Source organism: Pseudomonas syringae group sp. J248-6 (assembly GCF_032586995.1).
Classification (GTDB): Bacteria; Pseudomonadota; Gammaproteobacteria; order Pseudomonadales; family Pseudomonadaceae; genus Aquipseudomonas; species Aquipseudomonas amygdali.
In genome coordinates this window covers 177388-195639 of sequence record NZ_JAWHOP010000004.1, presented here as the reverse complement: position 1 = coordinate 195639, position 18252 = coordinate 177388, and the positions used below count along the sequence as shown (strand labels likewise).

The 18252-nt window shown below is 58.3% G+C and carries 14 protein-coding genes; 9 read left to right on the top strand and 5 right to left on the bottom strand.

What is annotated here, in order from left to right; translation table 11 throughout:
- Nucleotides 1-7 precede the first annotated feature (7 nt).
- Complete coding sequence (locus RYC17_RS07370) at nt 8-958, top strand: VOC family protein (RefSeq protein ID WP_058401931.1); 951 nt, start codon at nt 8-10, stop codon at nt 956-958.
- A gap of 21 nt (nt 959-979) precedes the next feature.
- On the opposite strand, the gene rnhA is transcribed toward RYC17_RS07370, so the two are convergent.
- Nucleotides 980-1429 (bottom strand): ribonuclease HI, encoded by a 450-nt coding sequence (gene rnhA / locus RYC17_RS07365; RefSeq protein ID WP_058401930.1) that lies wholly within the window; start codon nt 1427-1429, stop codon nt 980-982.
- 46 nt (nt 1430-1475) lie between these two features.
- On the bottom strand, nt 1476-2237 hold the full coding sequence (locus tag RYC17_RS07360; RefSeq protein ID WP_058401929.1) for a methyltransferase domain-containing protein: 762 nt from the start codon (nt 2235-2237) through the stop codon (nt 1476-1478).
- An 81-nt stretch (nt 2238-2318) separates the two neighbouring features.
- Between RYC17_RS07360 and gloB the strand changes: the two genes are divergently transcribed.
- The 8 genes from gloB (at nt 2319) to fabI (ending at nt 13125) form a co-directional block, all read left to right on the top strand.
- Nucleotides 2319-3098: a hydroxyacylglutathione hydrolase gene (gloB, locus tag RYC17_RS07355; protein WP_058401928.1), complete on the top strand. Its 780-nt coding sequence runs from the start codon at nt 2319-2321 to the stop codon at nt 3096-3098.
- Between the two features lie 99 nt (nt 3099-3197).
- Nucleotides 3198-4784, top strand: a complete 1587-nt coding sequence (locus RYC17_RS07350; protein ID WP_316902686.1) for a lytic transglycosylase domain-containing protein — start codon at nt 3198-3200, stop codon at nt 4782-4784.
- A gap of 137 nt (nt 4785-4921) precedes the next feature.
- On the top strand, nt 4922-6751 hold the full coding sequence (locus RYC17_RS07345; RefSeq protein WP_316902685.1) for an extracellular solute-binding protein: 1830 nt from the start codon (nt 4922-4924) through the stop codon (nt 6749-6751).
- Entirely contained in the window at nt 6748-8604 is a 1857-nt protein-coding gene (locus RYC17_RS07340; RefSeq protein WP_058408476.1) for an extracellular solute-binding protein, read from the top strand. The genes RYC17_RS07345 and RYC17_RS07340 overlap by 4 nt, the downstream gene beginning before the upstream one ends.
- A gap of 1 nt (nt 8605) precedes the next feature.
- Nucleotides 8606-9679 carry a microcin C ABC transporter permease YejB gene (locus RYC17_RS07335; RefSeq protein ID WP_058408477.1) on the top strand — a complete coding sequence of 358 codons (1074 nt, stop codon included), beginning with the start codon at nt 8606-8608 and terminating at the stop codon, nt 9677-9679.
- Nucleotide 9680: 1 nt separating this feature from the next.
- Complete coding sequence (locus RYC17_RS07330; protein ID WP_002552741.1) at nt 9681-10700, top strand: ABC transporter permease; 1020 nt, start codon at nt 9681-9683, stop codon at nt 10698-10700.
- Nucleotide 10701: 1 nt separating this feature from the next.
- A complete protein-coding gene (locus RYC17_RS07325; protein WP_058401924.1) occupies nt 10702-12312 on the top strand; it encodes an ABC transporter ATP-binding protein in 1611 nt (536 codons plus the stop codon).
- A gap of 18 nt (nt 12313-12330) precedes the next feature.
- Nucleotides 12331-13125, top strand: coding sequence for an enoyl-ACP reductase FabI (gene fabI / locus RYC17_RS07320; RefSeq protein WP_004660733.1), 795 nt, complete (start codon nt 12331-12333; stop codon nt 13123-13125).
- A 112-nt stretch (nt 13126-13237) separates the two neighbouring features.
- On the opposite strand, the gene RYC17_RS07315 is transcribed toward fabI, so the two are convergent.
- The 3 genes from RYC17_RS07315 to lon all read right to left on the bottom strand — a co-directional run bounded on the left by RYC17_RS07315 (nt 13238) and on the right by lon (nt 18142).
- Complete coding sequence (locus RYC17_RS07315; RefSeq protein ID WP_058401923.1) at nt 13238-15121, bottom strand: SurA N-terminal domain-containing protein; 1884 nt, start codon at nt 15119-15121, stop codon at nt 13238-13240.
- A 205-nt stretch (nt 15122-15326) separates the two neighbouring features.
- Nucleotides 15327-15599, bottom strand: coding sequence for an HU family DNA-binding protein (locus tag RYC17_RS07310; RefSeq protein ID WP_002552737.1), 273 nt, complete (start codon nt 15597-15599; stop codon nt 15327-15329).
- 146 nt (nt 15600-15745) lie between these two features.
- Entirely contained in the window at nt 15746-18142 is a 2397-nt protein-coding gene (lon, locus tag RYC17_RS07305; protein WP_002552736.1) for an endopeptidase La, read from the bottom strand.
- Nucleotides 18143-18252 lie beyond the last annotated feature (110 nt).

The window sequence follows — 18252 nt, the reverse complement described above, 5'->3', positions numbered from 1 at the left end:
TATTACCATGACAGCCGTTGCTCAATTTGCGCAGGGTATCGATCATCCTCTTGTCACCGTGCGCAATCATGCCGAGGCTCTGGAGCTCTACCGCAGAATCGGCTTCGCACCTTCGCCGGTCAGCTACCACCCTTGGGGAACCGTCACCTCGTTGATGATGTTTCCCAGTAACTTCATCGAATTGATCGGCGTCGAAGATGCTTCGAAATTCGGCACCAACCCGGTAAACGGTTTCTGCTTCGGACGTCAGTTGGGTCAATTCCTCGACCGAGGCGAGGAAGGCGTTTCGCTGGTGGCGCTGCACAGTAAAGATGCCGACGCTGACCACGCGCGTATGGCGGCTGCAGGGCTTGAAAGCCAGGGCCGTATTGATTTTCGTCGAAAAATGACGCTCCCCGATGGTCGCGACGATGAAGCTGTTGTTTCGTTGGCGCTCTTCATCGACCCGGAACTCCCGGACGCCTCCAACTTTATCTGCCATCAGCATCGTCCTGAACTGATCTGGGTGCGTGGCTGGCAGAACCACCCCAATGGCGCAGACGGGATTCTGGCAATCACTTATCTGGCAGACCCCAAACGGCTTGAACCCCGCTGGCGAGCTATCTATGGCGATGCAGTGAAATACAACGGTACTGTGCTGGAGGCTGATACCCGATGCGGCGTATTGCGTGCCATCGACGCGGCGACAGCTGCCCTGGAATTTCCGGGCGTCGAACTACCCGCAATTGCCAGTGAGCGCCCCCATGCGATTGCCATTCGGCTGCACACCACGAGCCTCAGTGCATTACGCGCGATACTGGCGCGTAATGACGTGGCTTATCATGAAATACGGGGTCATGAAATACAGGGCCATGAAATACAGGGTCATGAAACACCGTATCGTGACATACCGGGCCGCGTGCTCGTGGCACCGCACGCGGCAGGCAATGTCATTCTCGATTTCGTACAGAGTCTTTGATTGAACGTCGACTGACGACTATCAGCTCTTTATGCCACGCACTTCGTCAACGCCACGGTTGGCGAGCTGGTCGGCACGCTCGTTGCCGGGATGGCCGATATGGCCTCGTACCCACTGCCATTTCACGGTATGCCGGTTGACCTGTTCATCCAGAAGCTGCCACAGATCGGCATTTTTGACCGGCTCCTTGGCCGCGGTTTTCCAGCCGCGTTTCTTCCAGTTGACCATCCACTCGGTAATGCCTTTCATCACGTACTGAGAGTCGGTCACCAGCGTCACTTCGCAAGGACGCTTGAGCTCTTCGAGCCCGCGAATGGCACCCGTCAGCTCCATGCGGTTGTTGGTGGTATTGGCTTCGCCACCCCATAGCTCTTTTTCGACACCCTTGCACACCAGCAGGGCGCCCCACCCGCCCGGGCCAGGATTGCCCTTGCAGGCACCGTCGGTGAAGAGTTCAACGCTATCGCTCATTACGACCTTTCCAGAATGATGGGCTTCGTGTGCAGCATGGCATTGCTCAGGAATGATCCTGAGTGTTGCGACTGACCTTGGCCATCGGCATGGGAATCAGCTTGCCGATAGGGTCGCGGCGTACCTGACGTACAGGCCTCAGGCCTACCACCAGTTTGCGCGCCACCAGAAGATAGAAGCCGCCACCGGGGCTCTGACGTCCCTCGCCGAGGCTTTCGAGCCCAGAAAGGCGTGACTGCCATGCCGCTGAAGCAAGGGGCGGACGATAGCATCCGAAGCGCCGTTTCTCCAGCGCGAAGCCCAGCAGGTTCAGCCAGTCGGCGACCCGCGAGGATGAGATGCAGCGCGCCTTGCGCAGCGCATCCCGAGCGAATACGTGGCGCATACCCCAGGCGCTCCAGGGGTTGATGCCGATAATCAGCAAGTGCCCGCCCGGCCGAACACTGCTGGCCGCTTCGCGCAGCAGCCCGTGGGGCGAGAGGCAGAAATCCAGGCCGTGTTGCAGTACCACGACATCCGCCGCGTGCTCGCTCAGTGGCCAGGCCTGCTCTTCGCAGACAATCTCGACGCCCGGCAACGGTGCGCCGAGCCGCACATTGCGCTGCACCTGCGGGGCAACCGGCGGTGCTTGCGCCGACGGGCCGTAATGCACCAGATAGCCGCCGAAATACCGCCCCAGTTCTTCGTCGAGAATACGCCGTTCCTCTTCGAGCAGAAGCTGCCCCAGCGGCCCCGAAAGCCATTCACGGGCAGCGCGGATCAATGCAAGCCACTCAGGATCAGCCTGAGCGAACGCTTCATCGGTCATGAGTTCTCCTCCAGAGGTGCTCGCGTACAGCGGCAACAGACTCTAAGATGCACCATTGTCCGCCGCTATGCGAACTGCGCCATGATACAGATCCACGCCCTTCCTGCTTTCAATGACAACTACATATGGTTGTTACAAGACCTTTCGAGCCAGCAATGCGCCGTGGTCGATCCTGGCGACGCGAAACCGGTGCTGGGCTGGCTGGCGGAGCATCCGGACTACCGGCTGACCGATATTCTCATCACCCACCACCATAATGATCATGTCGGCGGCGTGGCGGAACTCAAGCAGGCGACCCGGGCACGCGTACTCGGCCCTGCGGCTGAGACTATTCCGGCACGCGATATCGCACTGGTCGACCATGACCGACTGACAGTGCTTGGCCTTGAGTTTGTGGTGCATGCAGTTCCCGGTCATACGCTCGGTCATATCGCCTTCTATCATGAAGACGCTACAACGCCCTTGCTGTTCAGCGGCGACACACTGTTCGCTGCAGGCTGTGGGCGCCTGTTCGAGGGTACGCCAGAGCAGATGCATGACTCCCTCGACCGTCTGGCCAAACTGCCGGACAGCACGCTGATTTATTGCGCCCACGAATACACGCTGAGTAATCTGCGCTTCGCCCAGGCCGTCGAGCCAGATAATCAGGATATTGCCCAACGCCTCGCCGAAGTCACCCGCTGGCGCAACGAAAATCGCATCAGCCTTCCTTCAAACCTGGCCTTGGAAAAACGCACCAACCCGTTCCTGCGAACCCGGGAAACATCTGTTAAAGAAAAAGCGGACGAACGGAGCGGCGGGCAAAACACCTCGCAGAGTGCGGTCTTTGCCAGCTTGAGGGCATGGAAAGATAAGTTCTGACCCGACCATAAAACCGCAATAAAATTCTGAAAGGTTGACCGACGGCAGGCTGCTTCCTAGAATCGCCCGACATTTTCGTCTGGATGTACCCCCCGAACAATGTCGTCATCTATCAGCAAGCCTTCACATTCGGACGCATTGACTCGGTTGGCTCAGGCCATGGCTGTCACCGCGAGTGCGCTTCTGGCCGGTTGCCAGAGCACTGCCAGCGTCGACCCGGTCAGCAGCCATCGCACGCCTAATCTGGCCGCCGGCATCAAGCAAAAACCGATTTTCCTGTCTCACAAGCCCACTACTCCCCTCGCCCCGCCACAAGATGTGTGGGAGCGCATGCGTCAGGGCTTTCAACTGCAACAAGGCAACGATCAGAACCCCCGTATCGATCAGCAGCGCCTGTGGTTCGCCAACAACCCTTCCTTTCTGGAAAACGCTGGCGAGCGTGGCAGCCTGTACATGCATTACATCGTCGAGCGCCTTGAAGAACGCAACATGCCGCTGGAGCTGGCCCTGCTGCCGGTCATCGAAAGTGCCTACAACCCGATGGCCGTTTCACGCAGCCAGGCTGTAGGCCTGTGGCAGTTCATCCCTTCTACCGGGCGTTACTTCAACCTGCGCCAGACCAGTTTTTACGACGGACGTCGCGATATCCAGGCTTCGACCGTTGCCGCACTGGATTACCTGACCCGTCTGCATGACATGTTCAACGGTGACTGGTTGCTGGCACTCGCGGCCTACAACGCGGGCGAAGGCACAGTAAGCCGTGCCATCGAACGCAATGACAAGCTCAACCTGCCGACCGACTACTGGAATCTTCCACTTCCGCAGGAAACCCGTGACTATGTGCCCAAGCTGCTGGCCTTGTCCCAGGTGGTACTGTCACCGGAAGCCTATGGCGTCAACCTCAATCCGATCGCCAACCAGCCCTATTTCGAAGTCGTCGAACTCAACAAGCGCGTCGATCTGTCCAAAGTCGCCAGCGCTGCCGATATTGACGAAGACGAGCTTATCCAGCTCAACCCTGCCTACAAGAAGCGCCTGACCGTCGATGGGCCTCAGCATCTGCTGGTGCCGACGTCCAAGGCGCAACTGCTGACGGCCAGCCTGCTTACCATGAAACAGGAAGAACTGGTTGCCTGGCAGCCTTACCGCGTACGCAAGGGCGATACTCTGGAAAGCCTGGCGAGTCGCTATCAGGTCACGGTCAGCTCGCTCAAGGGCAATAACAAGCTGTCCGGCAACCGCCTGAAGGTCGGTCAATCACTGAGCATACCGGTCAAGCCGGGCATGCAGAATTCACAGCCCGTGTTCGAAGCGTTGGCCAGCAACGACAAGCCGTCACGTGCCCGAAGTTACAAGGTGCGCAGCGGTGACAACCTGACCACCATCGCGCAAGCCAACAAGGTGGATGTCGAAGACCTGCAACGCTGGAACAAGCTGACCGGCAAGAAGCTCAAGGTCGGCCAGACGTTGGTCATGCAGGACACCAGCAAATCCAGCAGCAAAACGGTCGCCAGCGCCAAAGATGGCGAAAAGAAATCCATGCAGTACAAGATCCAGAAAGGCGACTCGATGTACCTGGTCGCCAAGCGCTTTAACGTCGAGATGCAACATCTCAAGCGCTGGAATCCACGTAGCGGGCAGGCCCTCAAACCCGGTCAGACCCTGACCGTTTACCTGCCGCACTGATGACCGCGGCCACTTGCCCTTCGATAACCTTGGGGCGGGTGGCCGATGCAGCCCCGGCGACGCCATCACCTGCAGTCTTTTTCCAGCTGGAACAAGCTGTTACTGTTAGCGACCCGAAAGCCCAAGTCGCCCGGATCGTGATACGTCCCTTCCTGCTAACCATCAGCCTAGCCTTGAGCTTCTGCGCCAACGCAGCCATCACAGAAAGTCATGGCTATGCGCAGTTTGGTGTTCTCAAGTACCCGGCCAGCTTTACTCATTTCGACTGGGTCAATCCCGAGGCGCCGAAAGGTGGCACCTTGAGAATGATGGCGTTTGGCACGTTCGACACGCTCAACCCCTACACATTCAAGGGCAGCAGCCCGGTCTCGACCGGAAACTTCCTGCAATACGGCGTTAACGAACTGAACGAGCCGTTGATGGTGGGCACAGGGCAGTACGACCCGTCCGGCGATGAACCGACCTCCAGCTACGGGCTGATCGCCCAGTCCGTGGAATACAGCGAGGACCGCAGCTGGGTGGTGTTCAACCTGCGCCCACAGGCGCGCTTTCACGACGGCAAACCCATCACCGCCTACGACGTGGCGTTTTCCTACCGAACGCTGCTCAAGGACGGTCATCCTCAATACCGTACCGCCTTGCAGGAAGTGCAGCGCGTCGACATTCTCAATCGCCATCGCATCCGGTTTGTCTTCAAGCGCTCTGGCAATCCGTTGCTGATTCTGCGTCTTGGGGAACTGCCAGTGCTGCCCCAGCATTACTGGAAGAACAGAGACTTCAAGGCGACTACCTTCGAACCGCCGCTGGGCAGTGGCCCCTACCGCATCACCCGCGTGCAGCCCGGACGTCAGCTGGTGTTCGAGCGGGTCAAGGATTACTGGGGCAAGGAACTGCCGGTCAACCGCGGCAAATACAATTTCGACCGGGTGGAAGTCGAGTTCTACCGTGACAGCGATGTGGCGTTCGAAGCTTTCAAGGCCGGCGAATTCGATATCTATATCGAGCATCAGGCCAAGAACTGGGCCAATGGCTATAACTTCCCGGCAGTGGCAAACGGTCAGGTAATCAAGGCGCAGATCCCGCACCGCATACCGACCCAGACTCAGGGCCTGTTCATGAACACGCGGCGCGCGGCCTTCGCCGATATCCGCGTACGCGAAGCACTGGGGCTGCTGTTCAATTTCGAATGGACCAACCGCACACTGTTCAGCGACGCTTATGAGCGCTCGACCAGCTATTACCCCAACAGCGAGTTTTCCGCGACGGGCCTGCCGAGCGGGGCTGAATGGTTATTACTGGCGCCTTATCGTGATCAGTTGCCCGCCAGTCTGTTTACCCAGCCATTTGCCCCATCGAAAACCGATGGCGGCGGCATCCCGCGCGACACCCTGCGCAAGGCCTTGAAACTGCTTGCCGATGCTGGCTGGACGCTGTCGGACAAGGGCTTGCTCAACGCCGACAAGCAACCGCTGCGTTTCGAGATCCTGCTGGTCAACCCCAACCTCGAACGCATCCTGCAACCCTACATCGAAGACCTGCGGCGCCTGGGTATCGATGCAGGGCTGCGCACCGTCGATCGCGCCCAGTACAAACAACGCCTGGACCGTTTCGACTTCGACATGATTCTCATGACCCTGCAACAGACGCTGAGCCCTGGTCTTGAGCAGTGGCAATATTTTCATTCAAGCCAGGCCGCGATCAACGGCAGCAAGAACTACGCCGGCATTGCCAACCCGGTGGTCGACGCCCTGCTGAACAAACTGCTCGGCGCGCAAACCCGCGATGAACAGGTCGCGGCTGCGCGAGCGCTGGACCGCGTGCTGCTGGCTCAGCACTACAGCATTCCCAACTGGTATCTGAACAATCATCGGCTTGCCTATCGCAACCGATTCGCCATGGTTACCACCCCGCCCTACACCCTGGGGCTGCGTGCGTGGTGGCTCAAGACTCTGGAGAAGCCCCGATGAACCCATTGCATTCCCTGCGCGCGCAAGCGGCCGGCCTGCTGTTGGCCAGCCTCGCCTGCACGGTACAGGCTGCGCCTCAGCATGGCGTGACGCTGTACGACGAGCCGCCCAAGTACCCGGCCGACTTCAAGCACTTCGACTACGTGAACCCGGATGCCCCCAAGGGTGGCACGTTCCGCCAGGCAGGCTTCGGCGGTTTCGACAGCCTCAACCCGTTCATCAACAAGGGCGTGCCGGCAGATGACATCGGCCTGATCTACGACACCCTGGCCCGTGCAAGCCTGGATGAACCGTTCAGTGAGTACGGGCTGGTTGCCGGTAAAATCGAGAAAGCCCCGGACAACAGCTGGGTACGCTTCTACCTGCGCCCGGAAGCGCGCTTTCATGACGGCCACCCGATGCGTGCAGAAGACGTGGAGTTCAGCTTCAAGACACTGATGGAGCACGGGTCGCCCATGTACAAGGGTTACTACGCCGACGTCGATCAGGTGGTCGTCGAAGACCCGCTGCGCGTGCTGTTCAAATTCAAGCACAAGGGCAATCGGGAGATGCCGCTGATTCTTGGCCAGTTACCCGTGCTGCCCAAACATTTCTGGGCAGATCGCGACTTCAGCAAGGGCAACCTGGACTTCCCGCTGGGCAGCGGGCCGTACAAGGTCGCCGATGTAAAAGCCGGGCGCTCGGTGCGCTATGAACGGGTCAAGGATTACTGGGCCAAGGACCTGCCGATCAATAAGGGCTTCTACAACTTCGATGTGCTGACCACCGACTACTACCGCGACAACACCGTCGCGCTGGAAGCGGGCAAGGCCGGGCAGTTCGACTATTGGGTGGAAACCAGCGCCAAGAACTGGGCAACTGCGTATGACACGCCAGCAGTCCGGGACGGCAGGCTGATCAAGGAAGAGCTGCCCAATGGCAATCCGACGGGCATGCAGGGTTTTGTCTTCAACCTGCGCAAGCCGGTGTTTCAAGACGTCAGGGTCCGTGAGGCGCTGACTCTGCTGCTGGACTTCGAGTGGACCAACAAACAGCTGTTCAACGGCTCGTACAGCCGCACCAAAAGCTATTTCGACAACTCGGAAATGGCCGCCAGCGGTCTGCCGTCTGCCGAAGAACTGAAAATCCTTGAACCGTTGCGCGGCAAGATCCCGGATCGAGTGTTCACCGAACCCTTCAGCCTGCCGGTCACCGATGGCAGCGGCATGATCCGTCCACAGCAACGCCGGGCCTTCCAGCTGTTGCAGGAAGCGGGCTGGAAGATCGTCGACGACAAGATGGTCGATGCCCAGGGCAACCCGGTGAAGCTGGAGTTTCTGATCGCCCAGACCGAGTTCGAGCGCATTCTGTTGCCTTACAAACGTAACCTGAGTGATCTGGGCATCGAGCTGGTGATTCGCCGCGCCGACGTGTCGCAATACATCAACCGCCTGCGCTCGCGGGACTACGACATGATCGTCACTGGCTATCCGCAGTCCAGCTCACCCGGTAACGAGCAGCGCGTGTACTTCGACTCATCCAGCGCTGACAATCCGGGCAGCCGCAACTTCATGGGCCTCAAGGACCCGGCAGTCGACACGCTGGTCAACGGTCTGATCAACGCCGACTCCCGGGAAAGCCTGATCATCCATACCAAAGCGCTGGACCGCGTATTACTGTGGGGCTTTTACGTTGTACCCAACTGGCACATCAAAACCTGGCGGGTGGCCTACTGGAACCACATCGATCATCCCAAGGCCAAGGCGCTTTCCGATATCGGCCTGATGACCTGGTGGGCGAAGCCGGATGTCAAACCCGCCACCGCGACCCCGTCAGCCACTGATCAGGCCAAGCCTGCGAACGCGGAGCAATAACATGCTGGCTTATATTCTGCGACGGCTGCTGCTGATCATCCCTACCCTGCTCGGCATTCTGGTCATCAACTTCGTCATCATTCAGGCCGCACCCGGTGGACCGGTCGAGCAGATGATCGCCAAGATCGAAGGCTTCGATGGCGCTACCAGCCGAATTGCGGGTGGCGGTGCCGAGGTCTCGGTGGCAGGCTCCAACTACCGTGGCGCGCAGGGCCTGGACCCGGCACTGATCAAAGAAATCGAACGCATGTACGGTTTCGATAAATCGGCACCGGAACGCCTGTGGATCATGATCAAGAACTACGCCACGCTGGATTTCGGCGACAGCTTCTTTCGCGATGCCAAGGTGATCGACCTGATCGTCGAGAAGATGCCGGTCTCCATCTCTCTGGGGTTATGGAGCACGCTGATCATGTACCTGGTGTCGATCCCGCTGGGGATCGCCAAAGCCACTCGCCACGGCAGTCAGTTCGACGTGTGGACCAGCTCGGCGATCATCGTCGGCTACGCCATCCCGGCGTTTCTGTTCGCGATTCTGCTGATCGTGGTGTTTGCCGGTGGCAGCTACTTCAACTGGTTCCCGCTGCGCGGGCTGACCTCGAACAACTACGACGAACTGAGCACCCTGGGCAAGATCTTCGACTACTTCTGGCATCTGGTGCTGCCAGTCACCGCGCTGGTGATCGGCAACTTCGCCACCATGACCCTGCTGACCAAGAACAGCTTTCTCGATGAAATCAGCAAGCAATATGTCACCACCGCCAAAGCCAAGGGCCTGAGCAACCACAAGGTGCTCTACGGCCATGTGTTTCGCAACGCGATGCTGCTGGTGATCGCCGGCTTTCCGTCGGCGTTCATCGGTATCTTCTTCACCGGCTCGCTGCTGGTGGAAGTGATCTTTTCGCTGGACGGCTTGGGCCTGATGAGCTTTGAAGCCGCTATCAACCGCGACTACCCGGTGGTGTTCGGCACCCTGTTCATCTTCACCCTGCTGGGGTTGGTGGTGAAGCTGATCGGCGACATCACCTACACCCTGGTAGACCCGCGCATCGACTTCGAAAGCAGGAAGCATTGATATGAAGCTGTCTCCTCTCAATCGCCGTCGCTTCGAACGCTTCAAAGCCAACCGACGCGGCTGGTGGTCACTGTGGCTGTTCCTCATCCTGTTCGGCCTGAGCCTGGGCGCCGAACTGATCGCCAACGATAAACCGCTTGCCGTGCGCTACGACGGTCACTGGTACTTCCCGGTGCTGGAGCGTTACCCGGAGACCACCTTCGGCGGCGAATTCCCGCTGGAAGCCAATTACAAGAGCCCATACATCAAGGAATTGCTCGCGGCGAAGGATGGCTGGACCCTGTGGGCACCCATCCCTTTCAGTTACCAGAGCATCAACTACGACCTGAAAGTCCCAGCCCCTGCGCCACCGTCCCGGGAAAACCTGCTGGGCACCGACGATCAGGGCCGTGATGTATTGGCACGAGTGATCTACGGCTTCAGGATTTCCGTGCTGTTCGCCCTGACCCTGACCATCCTCAGTTCGATCATCGGCGTCATCGCCGGCGCCCTGCAGGGTTTCTATGGCGGCTGGGTCGACCTGCTGGGCCAGCGTTTTCTGGAAGTGTGGTCGGGCCTGCCCGTGCTGTATCTGTTGATCATTCTCGCCAGCTTCGTGCAACCCAACTTCTGGTGGCTGCTGGGCATCATGCTGCTGTTTTCCTGGATGAATCTGGTAGACGTGGTGCGTGCCGAGTTCCTGCGTGGCAGGAATCTGGAATACGTAAGGGCCGCGCGGGCCCTGGGCATGGAGAACGGCGCGATCATGTTCCGCCATATCCTGCCCAACGCCATGGTCTCGACCATGACCTTCATGCCGTTCATCCTCACCGGGGCCATCGGCACCTTGACTGCACTGGACTTCCTGGGCTTCGGCCTGCCCGCCGGGTCGCCTTCGCTGGGCGAACTGGTGGCGCAGGGCAAATCCAACCTGCAGGCACCCTGGCTGGGCATCAGCGCGTTCGCTGTGCTGGCCATCATGCTGAGCCTGCTGGTGTTCATCGGCGAATCCGCCCGCGATGCTTTCGACCCAAGGAAATAAGATGAGCAATGACAATCTGATCGAAATCCGCGATCTGGCGGTCGAGTTCGTGACGGGCGACTCACGGCAACGGGTGGTCGAGAACATCAGCTTTGACATCCGTCGGGGTGAAACCCTCGCACTGGTCGGCGAAAGCGGCTCGGGCAAATCAGTGACAGCGCACTCGATCCTGCGCCTGCTGCCCTACCCCATTGCCAGTCATCCGAGCGGCACTGTCCGCTACGCCGGTGAAGACCTGCTGAAGGTGGAAGAGAAAAAACTGCGCTCGATCCGTGGCAACCGTATCGCCATGATCTTCCAGGAACCGATGACCTCGCTGAACCCGCTGCACTCGGTCGAAAAACAAATCAACGAGGTACTTGGCCTGCATAAGGGTCTGAGCGGCAAGGACGCCACCAAACGCACGCTGGAGCTTCTTGAGCTGGTAGGCATCCCAGAGCCACACAAACGTCTCAAAGCCTTGCCACATGAGCTGTCAGGCGGCCAGCGCCAGCGTGTGATGATAGCGATGGCACTGGCCAACGAGCCGGAGCTGCTGATTGCCGACGAACCGACCACTGCACTGGATGTCACGGTGCAGCTGAAAATTCTTGAATTGCTCAAGCAATTGCAGGCTCGTCTGGGCATGGCGTTGCTGCTTATCAGCCACGATTTGAACGTGGTCAGGCAAATAGCCAACCGAGTATGTGTCATGCAGCGCGGTTGCATCGTCGAACAGGCATCGTGCGAAGAATTGTTCCGTTCGCCGCAACATCCTTACACCAAAGTGTTGCTCAGCGCAGAGCCCAGCGGCGGTCCTTCGACCAACCCGGCCGGCGCTCCGCTGCTTGAAGTCGAGGACCTGAAAGTCTGGTTCCCGATCAAGAAGGGCCTGCTCAAGCGCACGGTCGACCACGTCAAAGCGGTGGACGGCATACGCTTCAGCCTGCCGCAAGGGCAAACACTGGGCATCGTGGGTGAAAGCGGGTCGGGCAAATCGACGCTGGGGCTGGCGATTCTTAGACTGATCGGCAGCCAGGGCACCATACGTTTCAAGGGCAACGCGCTAGAATCTCTGTCGCAACAGCAGATCCGTCCGCTGCGCAGGCAGATGCAGGTGGTGTTCCAGGACCCGTTTGGCAGTTTGAGCCCGCGTATGTCAGTGGGTGAAATCGTTGGCGAAGGCTTGCGAATCCACGGTATGGGCACGCCCGCCGAGCAACAGACGGCGATCATCGAAGCACTCAGGGAGGTTGGCCTGGATCCGGATACCCGGCACCGCTACCCTCACGAGTTCTCCGGTGGCCAACGGCAGAGGATCGCCATTGCACGTGCGCTGGTATTGAAACCGGCGCTTATCTTGCTGGACGAGCCGACATCAGCCCTCGACCGGACCGTACAGCGTCAGGTCGTCGAGCTGCTTCGCTCGCTGCAAGCCAAGTACAATCTGACGTATTTGTTCATCAGCCATGACCTGGCTGTCGTCAAAGCGCTAAGCCACCAGTTGATGGTGGTCAAGCAAGGCCAAGTGGTCGAACAGGGTGCAGCGCAGGACATCTTCGCCGCACCGCAACATCCTTATACACAGCAGCTGCTGGAAGCCGCCTTTTTGGCACCGGTAGCTGTCGATTAACCTGAAGAGGAACAACACATGGGTTTTCTCGCCGGTAAGCGCGTCCTGATCGTCGGTGTCGCCAGTAAACTGTCCATCGCATCCGGCATTGCTGCCGCCATGCATCGTGAAGGTGCAGAGCTTGCTTTCACCTACCAGAACGACAAGCTCAAGGGCCGTGTCGAAGAGTTCGCCGCAGGCTGGGGCTCAGGTCCTGAGCTGTGCTTCCCTTGCGATGTGGCCAGCGACGAAGAGATCACCAAGGTCTTTGAAGAGCTGAGCAAGAAGTGGGACGGCCTGGACGTGATCGTTCACTCGGTCGGCTTTGCTCCGGGTGACCAGCTCGACGGCGACTTCACCGACGCCACCACTCGCGAAGGTTTCCGCATCGCTCACGACATCAGCGCCTACAGCTTCGTGGCCTTGGCCAAGGCTGGTCGCGAAATGATGAAAGGCCGCAATGGCAGCCTGCTGACCCTGTCGTACCTGGGCGCAGAGCGCACCATGCCCAACTACAACGTCATGGGCATGGCCAAGGCCAGTCTGGAAGCAGGCGTTCGTTACCTGGCCGGCAGCCTCGGCCCGGAAGGTACTCGCGTCAATGCCGTATCCGCCGGCCCGATCCGCACACTGGCTGCTTCGGGTATCAAGAACTTCCGCAAAATGCTGGCTGCCAACGAAGCGCAGACCCCTCTGCGCCGCAACGTGACCATCGACGAAGTCGGCAATGCCGGCGCGTTCCTGTGCTCTGACCTGGCGTCGGGCATCAGTGGTGAGATCATGTACGTCGACGGCGGTTTCAACACCACCGCGATGGGCAGCATGGAAGAGTAAGACGGCAAGCGCCGCTCCTCGCGAGCGGCATTTTCCGGCAGGCAACTTTCCTGCACTCAAAAAGAAGGCCGCTCAGTGAGCGGCCTTCTTTTTTGTGCGGGTTTCGAGATACTTAGAACTTCTCGATCTTCGCCTTGCTTTCCAGCTGTGCGCGGTACGCAGCGAAATCCTGCTGACCCGCACGCGACGCGAGGAATCGACGGTATTGCGCCTTTTCCGCATCAGTCGGTGCAGCAGCCTGATTCACGCCGTTGAGACGCACAATCACGAAGCTGCCATCGGCTGCAGTAATGCTGGCGAATTCCGGCTTGCCCTTGCCATCAGGCTTGGGCATGCGGAACAGCGTCTGCAGTACTTGAGGATCAACGCCTTCCTGACTGCGAGTGACTGCTTCCATCGATTTCCAGTCACGTCCATCCTGCTTCGCAGCCAACGGGATCTTGCCATCACGCAGCCCGGCCAGCAGAGCCTCGCCCTTGGCCTTGGCAGCAGCTGTAGCGTGCTCCTTGACCAGTTGAGCGCGAATCGAGCTGGCAACGCTCTCAAGCGGCAACTGCTGAGGTTGCAGGTGCTCTTTGGAGCGCACCACCACGACGGTCTCCGGATCCAGCTCCAGCGTGTTGCTGTTGGAGCCTTCTTCCAGCACTTCCGGGCTGAACGCAGCCTGGATGACCGCGCGGTTGGCTGTAATACCCTCACCGCCTTCACGACCAAATGGCGCAGTGGTCTGAACCTTAAGGCCCAGATCCTGTGCCGGTTGAGACAGGTCGGACGATTCAAATGCAGAATCTTCCAGCTGCTTGGTCACTTCGACAAACTTCTGCTCGACCAGCTGCGATTTCAAATCGGTGGTCAGTTTGTCTTTCAGACTGGCAAATGTCGGCACCGATGGAGCCTCGACGCCCAGCAGCTTGATCAGGTGCCAGCCGAAGTCGGTACGCACAGGCTGCGACACCTGGTCCTTGTTCAAGGCATACAACGTGTCTTCGAACGCAGGGTCATAGACACCCTTGCCTGCGTAACCAAGATCACCGCCCTTGCTGGACGAACCAGGGTCCTGCGAATATTCCTTGGCCAGCGCAGCAAAATCTTCACCCTTGGCCAGACGCTGTTGAATTTCTTCAATCTTCGCCTTGGCCTGTTCGTCGTTCAGCTTGTCGTTCACCTCGATCAGGATGTGCGCAGCACGACGCTGTTCTGACAGATTGGCGATTTCTTTCTGATAAGCCGCCTGCAAGTCCTCATCCTTGACCTGCACCTTGTCGAAGAAAGACGACTTCTTCAATTCGATGTAATCAAGCACAACCTGCTCAGGGCTCATGAACTCCTTGGCATGCTGGTCGTAGTGAGCCTTGACTTCGTCGTCCGTCACTTTGACAGCCGTGGTATCGGCAGGCAGGGTCAGCGAAGCGAAATCACGGGTCTGCTTTTCCAGACGGGCAAAAGCGTCAACCTGTGCATCGGTGACGAAGGCACTGCCGGCAACACCTGCACGCACCTGACCGATGAGCATTTCCTGGCCAAGCATCTGGCGGAACTGCAGACGGCTGTAACCCAGCTGGCGAATCACCTGATCGAAACGGTCAGCACTGAACTTGCCATCGACCTGAAACTCGGGCGTCTGCAAAAGCTGCTGATCCAGTGCCGCGTCGGAAAACGAGAATTTCGCATCCGTTGCGCCTTGCAGCAGCAGCTTGCGGTCGATCAAACCTTTGAGGGCTGATTCACGCAACAGTTTTTCATCCAGCATCGCAGGATCGAAATCCTTGCCCAACTGCTGCGCGAGCTGCTGAGCCAACTGGCGGCGCTGCATGTCGACGGCCTGGCTCAACTCATTCTGAGAGATGTCCTCGCCGTTCACTTCAGCCGCGTTCTGCTTGTTGCTGGTAGCGGTAAACAACGCCTCGATGCCGGTGAAGGCCATCAAAGCGATGATGATTCCGATAATTGTCTTGGCAATCCAGCCTTGTGAATTGTCCCTGATGTTCTGCAGCATTGCGTCCCCCAAAACGGTTGAACTGACTAACCAACCGCGGAGCGTGGGTAGAAAGCGGATAGAAGAAAGGCGCATCCGAGGATGCGCCTTCTCGTAACTGACGGAGCGGTAGGGCTCGAACCCCTCGGTGTTGCAACCGAATGCACCACCACTCCGCTACTGGATCAGGACAGACCCGACCCAGCGGGCAAAGGCATCGAGAGGCTTAGTTGACAGCTTCTTTGAGGGCTTTACCGGCTTTGAAACCTGGTTTTTTAGCAGCAGCGATTTCCAGCGTCTTACCAGTCTGAGGGTTGCGACCGATGCGAGCAGGACGATCAGTCACGGAGAACGTACCAAAGCCAACCAAAACAACCGAGTCGCCAGCCTTCAGAGCGCCAGTGACGGATTCGATCACTGCGTCCAGCGCACGGCCAGCAGCAGCTTTCGGGATATCAGCAGATGCAGCGATAGCATCAATCAGTTCCGACTTGTTCACTCTAAGTCCCCTTATCTCTATATTGAGTATGTTTCTAAGTTTTAGGTGTTAAGCAAAACGAGCGCTGGAAGGCTTGCTGGTGCTTGCTTTAAAGAGCCGCTTTATAACAAGGGCTCTAAAAAGCTGTCAAGGAAGCCTGCCCAGTCTTAATGCGTGCTAATTCTGTCCTTAGAGTCAGACTCGCGTTTTTCTTCCTTTGCGACCAGATCTGTAGCCACGTCCGGCAACGGCTCCGGCGCGTATTGCAGCGCAATTTGCAGGACTTCGTCAATCCATTTAACGGGCTTGATTTGCAGATCCTGCTTGATATTGTCAGGAATCTCCTTCAAATCACGCACGTTTTCTTCCGGAATGATCACCGTCTTGATTCCGCCGCGATGCGCAGCCAGAAGTTTTTCCTTCAGACCACCAATCGCCAGCACCTGCCCGCGCAGGGTAATCTCGCCCGTCATTGCCACATCGGCACGTACCGGGATCTGTGTAAGCGCCGATACCAGGGCAGTACACATACCTACGCCAGCGCTTGGTCCATCCTTGGGCGTCGCGCCTTCCGGCATGTGGATATGCGTGTCGTGTTTCTCGTGGAAATCGGCTGGAATGCCCAGACTACGGGCACGACTGCGCACCACGGTCTGCGCGGCGGTAATGGATTCGACCATGACATCACCCAGCGAACCGGTCTTGATCAACTGGCCCTTGCCCGATACAACCGCAGCCTCGATGGTCAGCAATTCACCGCCCACCTGAGTCCACGCCAGACCTGTGACCTGACCGATCTGATCCTGTTGCTCGGCCAGTCCGTAGCGGAATTTGCGCACACCCAGGAAGTGTTCGAGCATCTCGGCAGTAACCTGCACGGAGAAGCGTTTTTCCATGGCGTGTTCTTTGACCGCCTTGCGGCAAACCTTGGCAATCTGGCGCTCTAGACCGCGCACGCCCGCTTCACGGGTGTAGTAGCGAATGATGTCGCGGATTGCTTCCTCGTCGAACTGGATCTCGCCTTTCTTCAAGCCATTGGCCTGGATCTGCTTGGGCGAGAGGTATTTGACGGCGATGTTGATCTTTTCGTCTTCGGTGTAACCCGGCAGGCGAATGACTTCCATCCGGTCCAGCAAGGCTGGCGGAATATTCATCGAGTTCGACGTGCACAGGAACATTACATCGGAAAGATCGTAGTCGACCTCGAGGTAGTGATCATTGAAGTTATGGTTTTGCTCAGGGTCCAGGACCTCAAGCAATGCCGACGCCGGATCGCCGCGCATGTCGCTGCCCATCTTGTCGATTTCATCAAGCAGGAACAGCGGGTTGCGGACGCCCACCTTTGTCATCTTTTGTATCAATCTTCCTGGCATCGAACCGATGTAAGTCCGGCGATGACCACGAATTTCAGCCTCGTCACGCACGCCACCGAGTGCCATACGCACGAATTTGCGATTGGTTGCGTTGGCGATGGACTCGGCCAGGGAGGTTTTACCCACACCCGGTGGACCTACCAGACACAGCACAGGGCCACGAATCTTCTTCACGCGCTTTTGCACGGCGAGGTATTCGAGAATGCGTTCCTTGACCTCATCCAGACCATAATGGTCGGCATCGAGGATCGCTTCAGCGCGCGCAAGGTCCAGACGCACCTTGCTCTGGGCCTTCCACGGCACTTGAACCAGCCAGTCGATGTAGGAGCGCACCACGGTCGCCTCGGCCGACATCGGCGACATCTGCTTGAGCTTGTTCAGCTCGGCAGTCGCCTTGGTCAGAGCGTCCTTGGGCAGTCCGGCAGCGTCGATGCGCTTTTTCAGCTCTTCAATTTCGTTATGGCCTTCGTCGCCATCGCCCAGTTCTTTCTGAATGGCCTTCATCTGCTCATTCAGGTAGTACTCGCGCTGGCTGCGCTCCATTTGTTTTTTCACACGACCGCGAATGCGCTTTTCAACCTGCAGCAGGTCGATTTCGGCATCCAGCAAGGCCAGCACGTGCTCGACACGGGCCGACAGGTCGATAATCTCGAGAATTTCCTGCTTCTGCTCGATCTTGAGCGCCATGTGCGCTGCCATGGTGTCAACCAGGCGACCGGGCTCATCGATGCTGTTGAGCGACGAGAGGACTTCTGCGGGGACTTTCTTGCCAAGCTGCACATACTGCTCGAACTGAGCCAGCAGGCTGCGCACAAATACTTCGGATTCGCGATCCGGGGCATCGACTTCGTCGATCAACGCGACGTCGGCGCGGTAATGGCCATCGACTTCGATGAAGCGTTCTACCGAACCACGCTGCTCACCTTCGACCAGCACCTTGACGGTGCCATCAGGCAGCTTGAGCAGCTGCAGTACGGTGGCAATAGTGCCGACGTTGTACAACGCCTTTTCATCAGGATCGTCGTCAGCCGGGTTTCTTTGCGCGAGCAGCAGAATCTGCTTGTCGCCCGTCATTGCCGCTTCAAGGGCTTCGATAGACTTCTCGCGCCCCACGAACAGCGGGATAACCATGTGCGGATAAACCACGACATCACGCAATGGCAAGAGAGGCAATTCAATAGTGGTCTTCATGATTTCGCCTCTACGGCGGCCAATTGGCCGGGACAGATGGAATTAGCTTGAAGCCAAGATGGGGGTAGCGTCCAAAAAAAACAAGCTCTAGAGCCACGACCCGCCAAGAT